This is a genomic window from Caballeronia cordobensis (genome assembly GCF_001544575.2).
Taxonomy (GTDB): Bacteria; Pseudomonadota; Gammaproteobacteria; order Burkholderiales; family Burkholderiaceae; genus Caballeronia; species Caballeronia cordobensis.
The window spans coordinates 198,499-215,107 of sequence record NZ_FCNY02000006.1 but is presented as its reverse complement, the minus strand read 5'-3'; the positions used below and the strand labels follow the sequence as shown (position 1 = coordinate 215,107).

13 protein-coding genes are annotated in these 16,609 nt (G+C 63.7%); 5 read left to right on the top strand and 8 right to left on the bottom strand.

Annotation, left to right across the window (positions count from 1 at the left end):
- Positions 1 to 22: 22 nt before the first annotated feature.
- From AWB70_RS13600 to AWB70_RS13590, 3 genes are read right to left on the bottom strand one after another with little or no spacing between them, the layout of a single operon-like run.
- Positions 23 to 874, bottom strand: coding sequence for a carbohydrate ABC transporter permease (locus AWB70_RS13600; RefSeq protein WP_014252618.1), 852 nt, complete (start codon positions 872 to 874; stop codon positions 23 to 25).
- A gap of 11 nt (positions 875 to 885) precedes the next feature.
- Complete coding sequence (locus AWB70_RS13595; RefSeq protein WP_041733453.1) at positions 886 to 1,815, bottom strand: carbohydrate ABC transporter permease; 930 nt, start codon at positions 1,813 to 1,815, stop codon at positions 886 to 888.
- A gap of 34 nt (positions 1,816 to 1,849) precedes the next feature.
- Positions 1,850 to 3,220: an ABC transporter substrate-binding protein gene (locus tag AWB70_RS13590; RefSeq protein ID WP_041733455.1), complete on the bottom strand. Its 1,371-nt coding sequence runs from the start codon at positions 3,218 to 3,220 to the stop codon at positions 1,850 to 1,852.
- Positions 3,221 to 3,400: 180 nt separating this feature from the next.
- On the opposite strand from AWB70_RS13590, the gene AWB70_RS13585 reads away from it, so the two are divergent.
- Both AWB70_RS13585 and AWB70_RS13580 read left to right on the top strand, forming a co-directional pair.
- The gene (locus AWB70_RS13585; RefSeq protein WP_014252621.1) at positions 3,401 to 4,522 is read left to right on the top strand and encodes an ABC transporter ATP-binding protein; all 1,122 of its coding nucleotides are present in this window, start codon (positions 3,401 to 3,403) and stop codon (positions 4,520 to 4,522) included.
- Between the two features lie 348 nt (positions 4,523 to 4,870).
- The gene (locus AWB70_RS13580) at positions 4,871 to 5,755 is read left to right on the top strand and encodes an EAL domain-containing protein (protein ID WP_053571551.1); all 885 of its coding nucleotides are present in this window, start codon (positions 4,871 to 4,873) and stop codon (positions 5,753 to 5,755) included.
- 88 nt (positions 5,756 to 5,843) lie between these two features.
- Here AWB70_RS13580 and AWB70_RS13575 read toward each other — a convergent pair whose 3' ends face one another.
- The 3 genes from AWB70_RS13575 to AWB70_RS13565 form a co-directional block, all read right to left on the bottom strand.
- Complete coding sequence (locus AWB70_RS13575) at positions 5,844 to 7,751, bottom strand: M60 family metallopeptidase (RefSeq protein ID WP_053571552.1); 1,908 nt, start codon at positions 7,749 to 7,751, stop codon at positions 5,844 to 5,846.
- A 189-nt stretch (positions 7,752 to 7,940) separates the two neighbouring features.
- Positions 7,941 to 8,228: a DUF4148 domain-containing protein gene (locus AWB70_RS13570; RefSeq protein WP_053571553.1), complete on the bottom strand. Its 288-nt coding sequence runs from the start codon at positions 8,226 to 8,228 to the stop codon at positions 7,941 to 7,943.
- Positions 8,229 to 8,334: 106 nt separating this feature from the next.
- Positions 8,335 to 8,778 (bottom strand): MarR family winged helix-turn-helix transcriptional regulator, encoded by a 444-nt coding sequence (locus AWB70_RS13565; RefSeq protein WP_014252624.1) that lies wholly within the window; start codon positions 8,776 to 8,778, stop codon positions 8,335 to 8,337.
- 103 nt (positions 8,779 to 8,881) lie between these two features.
- Between AWB70_RS13565 and AWB70_RS13560 the strand changes: the two genes are divergently transcribed.
- Positions 8,882 to 10,423, top strand: coding sequence for a DHA2 family efflux MFS transporter permease subunit (locus AWB70_RS13560; protein WP_045461275.1), 1,542 nt, complete (start codon positions 8,882 to 8,884; stop codon positions 10,421 to 10,423).
- 124 nt (positions 10,424 to 10,547) lie between these two features.
- Here AWB70_RS13560 and AWB70_RS13555 read toward each other — a convergent pair whose 3' ends face one another.
- Complete coding sequence (locus AWB70_RS13555) at positions 10,548 to 10,898, bottom strand: BON domain-containing protein (protein WP_053572099.1); 351 nt, start codon at positions 10,896 to 10,898, stop codon at positions 10,548 to 10,550.
- 33 nt (positions 10,899 to 10,931) lie between these two features.
- On the bottom strand, positions 10,932 to 12,053 hold the full coding sequence (locus AWB70_RS13550) for a porin (protein WP_053571554.1): 1,122 nt from the start codon (positions 12,051 to 12,053) through the stop codon (positions 10,932 to 10,934).
- Positions 12,054 to 12,345: 292 nt separating this feature from the next.
- Here AWB70_RS13550 and AWB70_RS13545 point away from each other — a divergent pair, with 292 nt between their 5' ends.
- Positions 12,346 to 15,177 (top strand): LuxR C-terminal-related transcriptional regulator, encoded by a 2,832-nt coding sequence (locus AWB70_RS13545; protein WP_053572100.1) that lies wholly within the window; start codon positions 12,346 to 12,348, stop codon positions 15,175 to 15,177.
- 287 nt (positions 15,178 to 15,464) lie between these two features.
- Positions 15,465 to 16,604 carry an acyl-CoA dehydrogenase family protein gene (locus AWB70_RS13540; RefSeq protein WP_014252631.1) on the top strand — a complete coding sequence of 380 codons (1,140 nt, stop codon included), beginning with the start codon at positions 15,465 to 15,467 and terminating at the stop codon, positions 16,602 to 16,604.
- Positions 16,605 to 16,609: the final 5 nt, after the last annotated feature.

The window sequence follows — 16,609 nt, the reverse complement described above, 5'->3', positions numbered from 1 at the left end:
TGTTCAATCAAAAGCGGCGATTTTATTTCACGGCGCCCATCGTCAGGCCTTGCACCAGCCGGCCCGAAACAGCCAGCGCGAACACGACCATCGGCAGCACGATCAGCGTGCCCGTCGCCATGATTTCGCCCCACGGCAATTCATAGCCGCTCATGTAGCTCGTCGCGGCGACGGGCGACGTGATCGCGTCGCTGCGCGTCAGCACGAGCGCGTAGAGCAGATCGTTCCACGAAAAGATGAACGCGAAGATCGCCGAGACGACGATGCCCGGCATCGCGAGCGGCAGATTGATGCGCCAGAACACGCGCCACGGCGATGCGCCGTCCAGACGCGCGGCTTCATCCAGCTCGACCGGAATGTTGCGGAACTGGTCCGTGCAGATCCACACGACGATCGGCAGCGAGAACGTCAGATAGAGCAGGATCAGCACGATATGCGTATCGACGAGCTCGAGCTTGGTCGCGATCAGGAAGAACGGCACGGCCAGCACGACGGGGCTCACCATGCGGTTCGAGATGAACCAGAACCACAGGTCTTCCTTGCCGCGGAACTCGTAGCGCGCGAGCGCATACGCGGCAGGCGCGCCGAGCAGAATGGCCAGCACCGTCGTGCTGCTCGCGATGATGAGCGAGTTCAGAAGGCTGCCCGCCACGTCGTGCTCGAAGAGCGCCGCCGAATAATGATGGAACGTCGGCGAGAAGAGCCACTTCGGCGGATACGCGAGCGCGTCGGACTGGCTCTTCAGACTCGTCGTGACCATCCAGTAGAACGGAAACACCGACGACATGAACACGATCACAAGGCCGATGAAGTGCCATACCGTGGCGCGTTTTCTTGCGGCGCGTGCGCGCTTGGCGCGTTGCGTGGTCTGCATGCTGGTCGAACTCACGCGGCCTCCCGATACACGAAACGGATATAAAGACGCGACAGCACGATCGTCAGAATCAGCAGAATGATCGCCTGCGCGGACGCCATGCCCTGATCGAAGAGACGAAAGCCCACGCGCTGGATATAGACGCTGATGAACTCCGTCGCCGCGCCCGGGCCGCCGCGCGTCATCGTGAAGACGGCATCGAACATCTTGAGCATGTCGGCGGAGCGCAGGATCAGAATCGCGGTGAGACCGGGCAGCAGATAAGGCCGCTGCAGGTGCCAGAGAATCATGCTCCACTTCGGCGTTTCGAGGCGCGCGGCTTCCTCGGCTTCTTTCGGCACCATCGAGAGCCCGGCGAGCAGAATCAGCGCGCAAAACGGCGTCCATTGCCAGACATCCATGATCATCACGGAGACGAACGCCAGCGTCGGATTGGCGAGCCAGTCCTGCGGCGGAATGCCGATCAGCCCCGTCAGATAGTTCGCCACGCCGAACTGGCGGTTGAAGATCAGGCGGCCTATGAGACCCACCACCGCATAAGTCGTCGCCATCGGAATGACGAGACTCACGCGCGCCGCCGCACGCAGCCAGGGCAACTCCATGCGATGCAGCAGCAGCGCGGCGAACAGGCCGAGCGCCACTTCGATGGGCAACGTGAGGCACAGGAACAGCGCGGTGCGTCCGAGCGCTTCCCAGAAGGTCGGATCGGTGAGCGTGGCGATGTAGTTGTCGAGCCCGATGAACGGCGTGCCCGAACCCAGATCCGCGAGCTTGTACTGATGAAACGAGTTGTAGAGCGCGAGCAGCAGCGGATAGATGCCGATGATCGCGAGCGCGGCTATCGCGGGAATCAGGAACCAGAAGGCGGGCGAACGCGGCAGGACGCCGAAGTAGCGCGTGGGCTTGCGGGGTCCGCGCGCGTGCAGTGCGGGTGATGCCATTCGATCGCCTCCTGTTTCCTGTATGTCGAGCGCGTTATTTCAACAAGGGCTTCTTGCCGTCGTAATAGCCCGCTTTCTTCAGGATGTCCTCGGTCTTCTGACCGATGGTCTGCGCGCCCTCCTTCACCGTCACCTGGCCGAGCATCATCTTGCTGCCCCATTCGCCGATGACTTCCGAGACCGCCGGCCATTCCGGGAAGCGCGGACGATAATCCGGCACGCCGCCCTGCCACGATTCGACCATCGGCTTCACGAACGGATACTTGTCCTGCACGGCCTTGTCCTCGTAGACCGCTGTGCGCGCCGGCACGCCGCCCGCTTCGAGATACGGCTTGGCCATGGCTTCGGACGTGATCCATTGAATGAAGAGCCACGACGCGGCCTGCTTCTTCGCATTGGACTTGGCGTTCACCGCGAGCGAGAAGCCGCCGAGCGCGGGCTTGAGGCCTGCGGGGCCCTTCGGTTCGGTCGTGATTGCGAGACAGTTGCCGAGCTTGGACTTGCTGGGATCGGTGAGCGTCGGATAGAACGCGGACCATTCGGTGATCATCGCGACCTGGCCTTGCGCGAGCGCATTCACCGCTTCGGCGTGGTCGAAATCGACGATGCCCGGCGGCATGTACTTCATGAGCTTCTGCCGGTATTCGAGGCCCGCCTGCGATTGTGGCGACATCAGGTTCGACTTGAACTTCGCGTCGAGCAGCGAGCCGCCGTTGGGCCACAGCACGCGCATGAAGCTGTCCGCCGACTGTGTTTCGCCGCGCCGCGATTGCAGCGCGAAAGCGAACTTGTCGCCCTTCGTGAGCTTCGGCGCGTAGGTGTTGAGCAGATCATCCCAGGTCTTCGGCGGCTCGTCGAAACCGGCGTCCTTCAACATGCACTTGTTGTAGAACATCAGGCCCGAGTAGTTATCGAACGGCAGGCCGTAGGTGACCTTGTCCCACGTGCCGAACGAATCGAGCAGGATCGGGAAGAAGCCCTTCAGATTGAGATTCGGGTCGGCGAGCTTGGGGTCGTCGGTGAACTTCTTGATCGGCACGAGCCACTTGTTGCTCGCGAATTCGCCGATCCACACGACATCGACGAGCACGATGTCCTGATCGCCGCCGCCGACGAAGTTGAGCACTTCCTTCTCGCGCGTGTTCTCGTACGGAATCACTTCCCAGCGCACCTTGATGCCCGTCTCTTTCTCGAACTGCGGAATGAGCTGTTGCGCCGCCTTGTAGCCGGGACGGTCCAGGAAAATGGCCTTGATCGTGGTGCCCGAATACGGCTGCGCCGCTTCCTTGAGCGTCCAGGCCTGCGCGTTCGATGCGGCGAACGCCGCGCTCGCCGCCAGTAGCGCGACCGCCGCGACGTGTTTGATCGGGCCGAGCTGCCGGGCCGGGATGAAGCGCTTCTTCATGCCTGTCTCCTTGGTTTTTTTCGAGCGGGTGTGACTTGCGGATGCGTCCTGCGGCTTGCCTCGTTTCACTTGTAATTTCGGTTTTACAATTGTATATTTTGGCGCGAACAGGTTGTCAAGAACAAATTCAACGATGCATCCGATGCTGCGCTGCCGCAGCGGCACACTGGAGACAACGTAATGAGCGCAGTTCACTTGCAGCAGATCCGCAAGGCCTTTGCAGGCGTCGATGTGCTGAAGGGCGTCGATATCGAAGTGACCGACCGCGAGTTCATGGTGTTCGTCGGTCCTTCGGGCTGCGGAAAATCCACCTTGCTGCGCACCATCGCGGGCCTTGAGCGCAGCGACTCGGGGCAAGTGATGATCGGCGGCGAAGACGTGACCGATCTCGAACCGTCGCAACGCGGCGTGGCGATGGTGTTTCAGTCGTATGCGCTCTATCCGCACATGACGGTGTACGAGAACATCGCGTTCGGGCTGCGCATGCTCAAGCTGCCGGAGGCGCAGATCAAGGAACGCGTGCATCGCGCGGCGGAGATTCTGCAGATCGGCCAGTTGCTCGAACGGCGTCCGCGCGCGCTTTCAGGCGGGCAGCGTCAGCGCGTCGCGATCGGACGCTCCATCGTGCGCGAGCCGAAAGTCTTTCTCTTCGACGAACCGCTTTCCAATCTCGACGCCGCCTTGCGCGTGCAGATGCGCCTGGAGCTCATCAAGCTGCACAAGCAGCTCAACGCGACGATGATCTACGTCACGCACGATCAGACCGAAGCGATGACCATGGCCGATCGCATCGTCGTGCTGAATCATGGGCGCGTCGAACAGATCGGCTCGCCGCTGGAGCTGTATCGCACGCCGCACAATCGCTTCGTGGCGGGTTTCATCGGCTCTCCGAAGATGAACTTCATGGACGTGCGCGTGACGCGCGTGGATGCCGCGGGCGTCACCATCGAACTGCCCGGCGGCGACGCGCTCACGCTGCCGTTCGCGGCGGCGGCGGTGAAGGCGGGCGAGACGCTCACGCTCGGCATCCGGCCTGAGCATTTCATCGAATCGTGCGGCGGCGATATCGACAGCGGCCTCACCGGCGAAGTCATGGTGATCGAGCATCTCGGCGGCGAAACGCTCCTGCATGTGCGTCTGCCGAACGAACTCGTGATCCAGGTGAAGGGCTCGGGCGAATCGACGGCGGTCGAGGGCCAGCGCCTCAACGCGGGCTTCAGCATTCGTCACGTGCATCTGTTCCGCGAGGATGGCAGCGCGCTCGAACGCATGCGGCCAGTGGCCGAAACCGCGACCGTCTAAATGACGCATCAGCAGTACTTGTTATTGCGATCATGAATGCGGCCGTTATCGGCAGTAGTCGGGATTACAAAAGTTCCAGAAAGCACGCGCCAAAAGTGCAAAACGGCGAGAAGCGCCGGTCATCGCCTTGTGTGCGGCGCCGCACATATCCGGTGATGCGTCCCGGATTCGATACGCTTCGCGGTTGAATCCGGGATATCCTGTCGCGCAATCGTGACAGCATCGTTCCGCGCCCAGCATTCGCATCGCGCTCGATCGCGTTCACAGACCGATCGGAGCCGTCCGCAGCGACTCTGGCACGACTCGTGCGACCGCTTCCACGACCAACTGGCAGGGGATGGTTAGAGCATGAAAAGAACGACTGACGGCTCGCATGTCGCGAAAGCCGCGCCGAACTCGAATCATGCATTCAGGCATCGCGTGCTCGAAGGCCTCAGGGCCGGAGAATTCTGCATCGCCTATCAGGGAATCTACCGAGTCGGAAGCGGCGAGCTCGCGCAAATGGAAGCGCTCATTCGCTGGCGTCATCCCGAGTACGGCGTGATGCTGCCGGGCGCATTCAGCGATGCGTTCAAGGACGCCGAGATCATGCGCGAATTCACCTGGTTCGTGCTGGACGCGGTGGCGGCGGAAATCGCGGCGTGGCGCAGCCGCGGCGGCGCGCAGTATTCGGTGGCGGTGAACGTGCCGCCATCGGTCGCGGCGTTGCCGGGCTTTGCCGGCCGCCTGGAATCGATCTGCCGCGCGCACGGCGTCAAGCCGGAGTGCATCGAACTCGAATTGCTGGAAAGCGAAGATCTGGCGCGCATGCCGTCGATGCCCAAGGTCGTGCAGCGCCTGAGAAACAAGGGCGTGAGCGTCGCGATGGACGACTTCGGCACGGGCTATTCGTGTCTCGCCGCGCTCGGTCCGATCGACTTCGGCACGGTGAAGATCGCGAAGGAACTGCTTTCCGGCGCGCCGCGCTGCCCGAACGCGTGTCTGGTGTTCTCCTCGGTGCTGGCCCTGCTCACGCGGCTGAAGGTGGCGATCGTCGTCGAAGGCGTCGAGACGGCGGCGCAGGCGCAGTGGCTCGCACAATGGCCGCACGTGCTCGCGCAGGGATATTTTCTGGCGCGGCCCGCATTCGGCATCGGCAACGTGCCCGGCGCGCAGTCGGCGAGCGCGATGGCGCAGCGCAAATCGGCGCGCCGCGAGGGACCGCGCACGATCCGCCTCGCCGATGCCGCGTAAAGGACTCATCCCATTCTGGCAGCCCTCGTAAGCCAGGATTTCGCCGGCGCATGGCGTGTGCCGGCGTTTTTTTGTGCTTTCTCGTGCGTCAGATACGCGTTCGGGTCAAATCCATCGGCGGCGTCTTCAGCTTCATCCCGGCGACGGCCGCGCGCGTCGCGTTATCCACCGGCAAGCCCCATCGCGAGAAGAATTCCGTGAGATCGAGATTCGCCGCGATACACGCGCGCAGCACGAAGGTCTGCACTTCGTTGCGGTCGCCGCCTTCATCTTCCGTCAGCGGATGCAGCCGATACGCCTTGTGCAGCCGCGCATAAAAAGCGTCGCCGAGCGCGCGGCGCAACTGCTCGTACATCACGAGCCGGACCCAGAGCGCTTCGGACGGCACGGGAAACGACGCATCGTCGAGAAAATTGCGTGACGGCTGCGCGAGATAGCGTGTCGCGAGATCGAGCCGGCTTTTTGCGCCATGCGCGTCGACGGTTCGCAGCAAGGGCGACACCATCGGCGTGCCGAGGCGCTGAAGCGCATGCAGCGAATAGATGTTGACCGTCGTTTCCGTGACGCCCGGCCAGGTCCAGTCCCATTGCTGATACATGTGGCCGAGTTCGTGCCACACGCCCCATTCCTCGGATTTCGCGGGCTTGAGCAAGGTTTCGGCCGCGCTGTCGAGCGGCAGGCCGATCATGTAGTAGGTCGCGTACATGTAGGCATCCTGCAACTCCGCGTGCGTGGAGATCGCGTCCTGTACGAAATGCACGCGCAACGGCGAAGGCGTGTCGAGCGCGCTCGATCCATCGAGCCCGGAGATTGCGTCGTAATAGCCCATGACGCGCTCGACATAGCCGAGCAGCATCGCCGGGTCGGCGGCGCCCGCCTTGTCGTACATCGCGCGCGAGACGGTGAACATCGTCCTTTTGCCCGTCATTTCGATGAGCGGCGCGTCGGCGTGGCGTTGCAGCATCGCGCGCCATTCGCCGGGCGTCGTCACGCCTTCGACATAGAACGGCGCCGGCCGCCCGCCTTCGCGCACGAATACATCGATCGATGCGCGCGGCCGCTCGTTGAAGCCGCTGTCGGTATATTCGAAGTACAACAACCCGTCACGCGAGGCGACGAACGTGTTGCGCCCTTCGGTTGCGAGAACCATCTGCGGATCGCCCGCGGGCTGACGCCGGTAGAAGCCGTTCTTGTTGCCGACCAGGATGACGAGACCATCGGGGCCGTCGTCGGCGAGACCCGTTACGTCGATCACGACGGACTCGCCCTTCGACACATAAAGCCCCGACGGATGGTAGTCCGTCCAGCGAAAGCCGCGCAGCCGGTCGGCCTCGATCGCATCCGGCGCGAACGCGTTCAGGTGATAGCGCCTGTTCGCGTTGTCGTAGGTCGAGCGGGCGGCCGCATCGAGCGGGCGATAGGCATGATCGGCGCTGGGGTTGCCGACTTCGTACAGACGCCACTGCCCGGCCTGCGCGTTGACTTCGACCCGCGCGCCATCGCGCAGCGCCTGATGCTCGATGGCGATGCCCGTCTTCGTGCCGGTCGCCGCGATCGTCACCGCGTTGGCATCGGCTTCGATGCTCCAGTTTTGCCGCGCTTCGCCGGACGCCTCGTCGAGATCCACGCGCGCGCCGAGCGTCACGTATCGTTCATGCAGCCTGGAGTAAAGGCGAAAGCCGCTGCCTTCTTTCGTGACGGTCCAGATCTGGCTCGCGGCGAGCTCGGGCGTCCATTTCGACTGCACGAGCACGATCGTGCCGTCGCTTTGCACCTGCGCCGTCAGCGCCTTGAACGAAGCATTCGAAACGACGTAGAACTCGCCTTCCCTGACCTTCGCGCCCGCGCCATAGGGCACCAGCATGGCGCCGGGCGTCGAGGCGAAGCGCGAGACGCGCACTGCATCGTGCGGATAGAAGGTGATCGGCGCGTAATAGCGCGAGGCGGCGTGCGCATCGCACAGCACGAACATCAACAGCCAAGAAAGCCAGCGCATGTTCGCGCCCTCCCCGTTTCAGCGGCCGTGGTTCCGGTTCTTTCGCCATCTGCGAAGACGGTACGGCAACTCGGGCGGCGCGTCGAGCGCTTCGTGGAGGGTAGAGGGGAATCGTAGAAGGTGAGCCGGCGACCGGCGTCACCTGTCCTTGAGCGGATCGTGGCGCGGACAGCGCGTCCGCGCCATTCATCAGGGCGCCGACGCCGCAGCCGGCTTGGCCGCCTTCTGCGCGTTGATTTTCGATTGGGCGTTCTGCAGATTCTGCGGATAGTTGGTCTGCTCGCCCGCCGGGTTGTAGCCGTTCTTTTCCAGTTCCTTCAGCTCGGCGTTCTTCTTCGCGCGCGCCGCTTTGCGTTCCGCTTTCTTGATCTGCTTCGGCGTGGAGGCGGCCGTGTCCTGCGCCTGCGCGACGGGCGCGGCGACGAGCGCGGCGACCGACAGGGCGAGGATGGCCAACGGTGCGGTGCGTTTATTCATGATCGATCTTCTCCGGGATGGATGATGACGGTTGACGACGCTTGCGCGAATCGCGTGAGCAATCTGCGATCCACGCGCGGCACGTTAGCACGGCTCGCGCGATCCGTCAGCGATCCACGATGCGGCTCAGATTCCCGCGCACGCGTTGCAGCAGCGCGATCAACTGCTCGCTTTCCTGGCGGCTGAAACCGGCGAGCGCCTCCGACGCGATCTCGTCGCCGACGCGCCGCGCCCTGTCCAGCGCCTTTTCGGCCTTCGCGGTCATGCGCACCTGCCGTTCGCGCCGGTCGTCGGGATTGAGCCGCCGCTCGATCCAGCCGCCCTCTTCCATGCGATCGAGCAGCCGTCCGGCGGAGATCGGCGCGACTTCGAGCAGCCCCGCGAGCCGCGCCTGATTGACCTCGCCGTAATGCGAGAGATACGCGAGCACGCGGCATTGCGCGCGTGTGAGATTGAGCGACGACTTCGCCAAGACGTCGAAACGATTGCCGCACAGGCGGTCCACGTCCGCGACCAGGAAGCCGAAGCGTTTGTCGAGTTGGGTTTCCATCGCGCGATTATATGTAAGACGCGCGCGCCGTTGCCGACTCGGTATAATAAGCCTGCTTACTATAACCCTACTCATGAAAAGCCGCTTTCCCGCGGCCGCCCCCATGTCCTCCGAAGCCTCCACGGAAAGCGCCGCGGCGCCCCTGAACCGCGGCATGCTGACCGTTTCGATCATGCTCGCGACGCTGATCCAGACACTCGACAGCACCATCGCGAACGTGGCGCTGCCGCATATGCAGGGCAGCCTGTCGGCATCGCAGGACGAGATCACGTGGGTGCTGACGTCGTATATCGTCGCGGCGGCGATCGCGACGCCGCTCACCGGCTGGCTGTCCGACCGGCTGAGCGTGAAAAAGCTGCTGTGCATTTCGATTGCGGGCTTCACGGTGGCGTCGGCGCTGTGCGGCTTGTCGGAGACGTTGGCGCAGATCGTCGGCTCGCGGCTGTTGCAGGGCATTTTCGGGGCGTCGCTCGTGCCGCTGTCGCAGTCGATCCTGCTCGACATCAACCCGCGCGAAAAGCAGGGCCAGGCGATGGCCGTGTGGGGCATGGGCGTCATGGTGGGTCCGATTCTCGGTCCGACGCTCGGCGGCTGGCTCACCGACAGCTACAACTGGCGCTGGGTGTTCTTCATCAACGTGCCGATCGGCGCCTTCGCGCTCTTCGGCGTTTCGACGTTCCTGCCGACGCAAGCGGCGAAGCGCGCCGTGAAATTCGATGCGTTCGGTTTCGCCACGCTCGGTCTCGCAATCGGCGCGTTCCAGGCCATGCTCGACCGCGGCGAGCAGCTCGACTGGTTCGGCTCGATCGAAATCCGCATTGAGGCGCTGCTCGCGGCGGTCAGTTTCGTTTTCTTCATCGCGCATACGGCGACGGCCGGCGCGCGTTCGTTCTTCAAATATCAGCTTCTGAAAGACCGCAACTTCGCGACCGGCACCTGCTTCATCTTCGTGATCGGCGCGGTGATGTACGCGACGCGCGCGCTTCTGCCGCCGATGCTGCAGAACCTCATGAACTATCCGGTCGCGACGACCGGCCTCGTCACGGCCCCGAGCGGCGCGGGCACGATGATCGCCATGCTGGTCGCGGGGCGCATGCTGAAGCACATCGATGCACGCGCGCTGCTGCTCGCGGGCTTTCTGATTTCCGCGTTCGCGCTGTGGCAGATGATGCATTACACGATCGTGCTGTCGGCATCGGATATCGTGTGGCCGGGCGTGATTCAGGGCTTCGGCCTCGGGCTCGTGTTCGTGCCGCTGTCGGCGCTGACGTTTTCGACGCTCACGCCCGAACTGCGCGCCGACGGCACCGCCACCTATAGCCTGATGCGCAACATCGGCAGCAGTATCGGCATTTCGATCGTGCAGACGCTGATGACACGCAACACGCAGGTCGCGCATGCCGACCTCGCGGCGCAGGTGACGCCCTTCAATCCGGCGGTGCAGCCGATGCTCTCGGGCGGCTCGATGCAGGACATGGCCATGTTGAATCAGACCATCACCCAGCAGGCTTCGATGATCGCGTATCTCAACGACTTCAAGCTGATGTTCGTCGCGACGTTGCTGGTGGTGCCGTTGTTGTTGCTGATCCGGCCAGCGGGGAAGAGTGCGGCCGAGGAGTCGGTCGCGCATGCGGCGATGGATTGAGCGATTGAGCGGACAGCTTGATTATTGCTGCTCTTGTTACCCTTGTCGGCATTGATGCATCCCGCGTAAAAAGCGGCTGGCGAGACAATCCATCGCGCTCCCGGCGATGGACCGCATCCTCTCGTCAGAACGTCGACAAGGTCAGCGCGCTTTTCACCGAAGTTACGCCGGGCACGCTCGCCGCCGCACGCGTCGCAAGATCCATTTGCGCCTGTTCAGGCACCGCGCCTTCCAGAATGACCGCGCCGTTGTTCGCCCGCACGGTAATGGCGTTGCTCTGCAAGCCCTTCGTCTTGGTGAGCGCACGCACGACTTCCTTGACGAGCGCGCGGTTGGCCTGCTTCGTCGCCTTCGTGCTCGACGCCGCGCTCGCCAGCGGCGCTTCCGGTGTTGCGCTGGATTGCGCGTTCGCGTCAAACGAAACGGAAGCCATCAGCAATCCGAAACATAATGTGCATGATACGATCGATTTCATATTCATTCCCGATAAGTTCGCTCAAAAGCACGCTTAGAAGCGGTGCGTCATGCCGAGCGCGCCAATGACCTGCTTCGAGCCCGGCGCGACCGGCGTGATGCCCGGCCAGCTTGCGTTGCCCGAGCCGTTGTTCTTGATGTAACCCGCGCGCGCGTACAGCGTCGTGCGCTTCGACAGCGCGTGATCATAGCCGAGTTCGAAGGCGACGTTGTTGTCATGGACACCGCGCACCGCGCGCTGCAAACCCGCGATCTCGATCGTGTCGAACGGCGTCGCCTGAATCGTCGCGCCGACTTCCATGATCGAGAACGAATGCACCGCGTTCAGCCGCGCCGCCAGCGAGCCCACCGGCGCGTCGTCCGGACGGTTGTACGAGTAGTTCGCCTGCAGGTTCACGATACCGATGCGGTAAGCGATCGCGGCCGTGAAATGCTCGGTGCTCAGCATGTTCAGCGTGCCCGGCAAGCCCGGAATGTTGGCCGTTCCGCCGTGCTGGTTCGAATAGGCCAGCCCGCCGTAGAAGCCATACCCGGAATACGTCGCCGCGACGTCGAGATAGTTGCCGGTCTTCGTGGGATACGGCTGCGTCGTCGAATCGGAAAAGGCATAGAGGCCGCGCAGCGTCAGGCCCGCCATGTTCGGCGACACGTAGACCACCGTGTTGCTGAGACGCCCCGGCTGCCGCTGGGTCGCAAGCGTATTGCGATCGGTTCCGGTCGACACCGACAGCGCCGCGAGCGGCGACAGAACCTCGTCGGCGCGAAACGGCTCGCTCGGATAGATCGCCCAGAACGTCGGCTGATATTGCCGCCCGAACGTGAGCGTGCCGTACTTCTCATGCGAGAGTCCGACCCACGCCTGCCGATAGAACATCGTCGAGCTGTCCGCGAAAAACGCACCGTTGTTGGTGTTGAATCCGCCTTCGAGCGTGAAGATCGCGGACAAACCGCCGCCGAGATCTTCCTTGCCCTTGAAGCCGATCATCGAGCCCGTGTTGCCGCCGCTTCGTTCCGATACCGAGCTTTGACCGCCGTTGTTCAAATACTGCATCCAGACGTCGACCACGCCATACAGCGTGACGCTCGACTGCGCCGACGCCGCACTCGTGACGAGCGCTAATGTCGCACCGCAAATGCCTTTACTGATGCTGCGCATGCAGGTCTCCTCTCCATGTTGACGCCACCGACGATGCCGGTGCGCCCCAATGTTGACGAAACCGCGGTTCGCCTCCCCCACCCCGGATGGGGTAGGCACGGGAATACCCGAGGGATGGCGAAAAGCAGACCGGCGTCAGACATCGCGGGACTTATCAGCGAATGCAGAAAAGGACACCTCTCGGCTTTACCTATATGGGTGCGGGCAACTCGACGTTACAATGCCCCCGCATCATTTCGCCGTCTGGTGGCGTCGCATCTCAACGCGCCATCACTGCAAGTCGAAGGTCGCCATGCCGCAAACCCATCCGAGCATCGAAGCACTTCCGCACCGTCCGTCCGGCATGGAATTCCAGCCCAGTCCGAAGCTCAGCCCGCCTCGCAACGCGGCGCGCGTCGTCGTGCGCAACCGCCTGCTGAGCCAGTTGCTCGACGCGCGGCGCAGGCGCTGCATCGTGCTTCAGGGCCCGGCCGGGTGCGGCAAGACGACGACGCTTGCCAACTGGCGCGAGGAATTGCTGCTTCTTGGCTTCGATGTGCCCTGGCTCACGCTGACCGCGGAAGACAACGACATGTCCGCGTGTCTCGGCTATCTTGTCGCGAGTCTTTCGCAGATCGATCTCGCGTTGACGCGCGATGCGACGCTGCTCGGCGGACGCGGCGTCGACGAGGAAGCCGTGGAGCGCACGCTGATCGCGCTGGTGAGCGCCATCGCGAGGCATCCGAACGAACTGGTGCTGATCCTCGACGACTTCCACCACGTCACCGACAGCCGCGTGCACGGCGTCTTCCAGTGGCTGCTCGACTACGGCCCGCAGAACCTGCATATCGCGCTGATGACGCGCGCCAACCCGCCGCTTTCGCTCGGCCGGCTGCGCGACCAGTCGCAGCTTCTCGAACTCGACATGCGCGATTTGCGCTTCACCCTCAGCGAGTCCGAAGCGTTTCTCATGACGCAGTCGAACGCGATCGACGAACGCGAGGCCCGGCGGCTGCACGAACTCACCGACGGATGGATCGCCGGCCTGCAACTGCTCGCCTTCGGCCTCAGGAAAAACCGCAAGGTCGGCGCGGAACTCGCGCCGCCGGACGAATGCGTGCATCCCGCATTGCGCGACGCCTCCTCGTTCTCCGACTATTTCCAGAGCGAAGTGCTGTCGCGTCTGCTGCCGCTCGAAGTGGAACTGCTCGTGCGCATGTCGATCTGCTCGCGCGTGTGCCCTTCGCTGTGCGCCGCGCTGATCGCCGACGAACCGGGCATGACGCACGTCCTGCCGTTGCTGTCCAAGCTCACCGCCGATAGTTTCTTCATCACGCTCATCGAGCGTCCGGGCGACGAAACGTGGTATCGGCTCAACCCGCTGTTTCGCGAAACGCTGCTCGCGCGTTTCCGTGCGAGAAGCGAAGCGCAACAGCGCGACATCCATCGCGCGGCGTGGATATGGTTCCGCGAACATCATCTTCCGGACGAAGCGGTGCGTCACGCACTCATGGCCGGGGAATCGTCCGCGGCGGCCAACCTCGTGCAGCAGGTTGCGCGGAACATGCAGCGCCAGGGCAATCTGCGCAAGCTCATGCGCCTGATACGGCTTTTGCCGCTCGCGGAAGTCCAGGCGCGCCCGTTTCTGCAGTTGTGGACGCTGCAACTCGATCTCTACGCGCGCGATTTCGATACCTGCGCGGCGAGCATCGCGCGGCTTCGCGTCACCATTCCGGCAGACGACGAATGCTCGCGGTTCCGGCTCGTGCTGCTTGAAGCGGGCCTGGCGATCCAGCGCGACGACATCGAAACGGCGCTCGCCACCGCACCGCGCCTGCTCGATATGCCTCACGATGCGGACGGATGGCACGACACCGCGCGCAATGCCATCCTCTCGTGGATCCATCTGCGCACGGGACGATATGCGGAAGCACGCTGCGTCCAGGAGAAATCCGCACAAATCCTGATAGACGGCGCGCCGCTTCTCGGCACATCCGGCGGCGTGCTCAACGGGCGCTGCATCGCGGGCTTCAGTCATGCCATGGAAGGCAACCTTCAGGAAGCGGAGCGCATCAGCCGAGACGTGCTGTCCGAAGCGGAAAAGCTCGGCAGCTCGGGCATCGAAGCGACATGCTTCGCCGCGGCCCTGCTCGCCGAGGCGCAATACGAATTCAACGAGCTCGAAGCGGCGCGCAAGCTGCTGGAAGAACGCGTCGATGTGCTCGAACGCGTTTCGATCCCCGATTCGGTGTTGCGGGTGCTGCTCGCGCTGGCCGGCGTTCATCGGGTCGCGGGACACGATCTCGATGCCTTCGCCTATCTCGAGCGTCTCGAAGAATATGCGGTCAAATCGGGCGTTGACCGTCTGCTCGCGTATAGCCTGTCCGAACAGGTGCGCCAGCACGCACACTCCGCCCACTTCGATACGGCGGAAGCGGTCCTCGCGCGGCTCGACGCGCTCTGCGTCCGCAACGAATCGCGCAACGCCGACGCCTCGGCGGAAATTCGCCTCATGACCGAGCGGGCGCAGATCGACTGGTGCATCGCGCGAAAGGACAACGACGAAGCCGCCACGCGGCTCGACGCGCTGATCGAAGAATGCGCGCGACATGGCTGGCAACGGCACGTCGTGCATTTCCAGATGTGCGCCGCGATGGTCGACGCCCGCCGCTACGGCGCCAACGCCGCGCGCAACGCGGTCATGACGGCGCTGCGAAGCGGCCATCGCCTCGGCCTGATCCGCAGCATTCTCGACGTCGATGCGGGCATCCTCGACCTGATCGAACGCGTCATGGAAAGCGAGCCGGCCGATCCCGTGCTGAGCTTCTACGTGCGGCGCCTGCGAGCAGCGGAAGAAGCCGCGCGCGCGATCGTCGATACGCCTTCCGTGACCGGCTGCAAGAGCGCCGCGTCTTCCGGGCCGTCGATCCTGAGCGAGCGCGAATCGGCCGTGGTGCGTCTGCTCGGCCAGGCGCTGCCGAACAAGAAGATCGCGCGCACGCTCGGCATTTCGCCTGAAACGGTCAAATGGCATCTGAAGAACATCTACAGCAAGCTCGGCGTCTCGTGCCGCGACGAAGCCGTCAAACGCATGCGTGATTTCGAGCTCGAAGCCGCCGCCGACGACGGCCGCGCACGCCGCTAACCCCGCCAGCACCGCCGCCCGCCACCCCGCGCGGGTGGTTACCTCCCTCTCCCCGACGTCCTATTCTCAGTCTCATGGGAGATCGCGTTACGCGTTTCTGATCGAGACCGCGCCGGGGCTTCGTGCCCGCGCATCGAGCGCAATCCGTCGTAGCCGCTTTCCCTCCGTACTCCGTATCGAACCACGATCCGACGGCGATGGCCCAGCCGCGCACTATCGCTTCGTCGCTTCGTCGAAGGCAAGCACGGCGGTCAGGATTTCATCCTTCATGTTTCAGGACATAACACATGCACATCAACCGCACCGTTCTTCGCGACGATCATGAAATGCTTCGCACCACGGCCCGCCGCTTCTTCGAGCGCGAATGCGTGCCGAGACAGGCGGAGTGGGACAAGGCGGGCCGCGTCGATCGCGAGACCTGGCTCAAGGCCGGCCGCGAAGGTCTGCTGTGCGTCACGCTGCCGAGCGAATATGGCGGCGGCGGCGGCGATTTCGGCCACGCGGCGGTGCTCAACGAGGAAGTGAACCGCGCGGGCCTGAGCGGGCTCGGCTTCGGCGTGCATTCCGACATCATCGCGCCCTACCTCGTGCGTCTGGGCGACGAAGCGCAGAAGCAGAAGTGGCTGCCCAAAGTGTGCTCGGGCGAAGCCATCCTCGCGATCGCAATGACCGAGCCCGGCACCGGCAGCGACCTCAAGGCCGTGCGCGCCACCGCCGTGCGCGACGGCGACGAATACGTCATCAACGGCAGCAAGACCTTCATCAGCAACGGGCTCACGGCGGATCTCGTCATCGTGATCTGCAAGACGGACCCGGCGGCGGGCTCGAAGGGCGTGAGCCTCATCGTGGTCGAAGCGGACCGGCCCGGCTTTCGCCGCGGCCGCAAGCTCGAGAAGGTGGGCATGCATGCGCAGGACACCGCCGAGCTTTTCTTCGACGACGTGCGCGTGCCCGTGAGCAACCGTCTCGGCGAGGAAGGCAAGGGCTTCATGTATCTGATGGGCGAGCTGCCGCAGGAGCGCCTGAGCATCGCGATCGGCGCGGCCGCGAAGCTCGAAGCGTGTCTGGAGCACACCATCAACTACGTGAAGGAGCGCAAGGCCTTCAACCAGACCGTGTGGGATTTCCAGAACACGCGCTTCAAGCTCGCCGACATCAAGGCGCAGGCCGTCGCGGTGCGGCTCATGGTCGATCACTACCTGAGCGAGCACGTGCGCCGCCGCCTCACGCTCGAAGAGGCGGCCATCGTCAAACTCTTCGCGACCGAAAGCCTCGGCAAGGCGCTGGACGACATGGTGCAACTGCATGGCGGCTACGGCTACATGCTCGAGTATCCGGTCGCGCGCGCGTTCGCCGATTCCCGCGTGAACCGCATCTATGGCGGCACCAGCGAAGTCATGCGCGATCTCATCGCGCGCAAGCTGTGATTCCA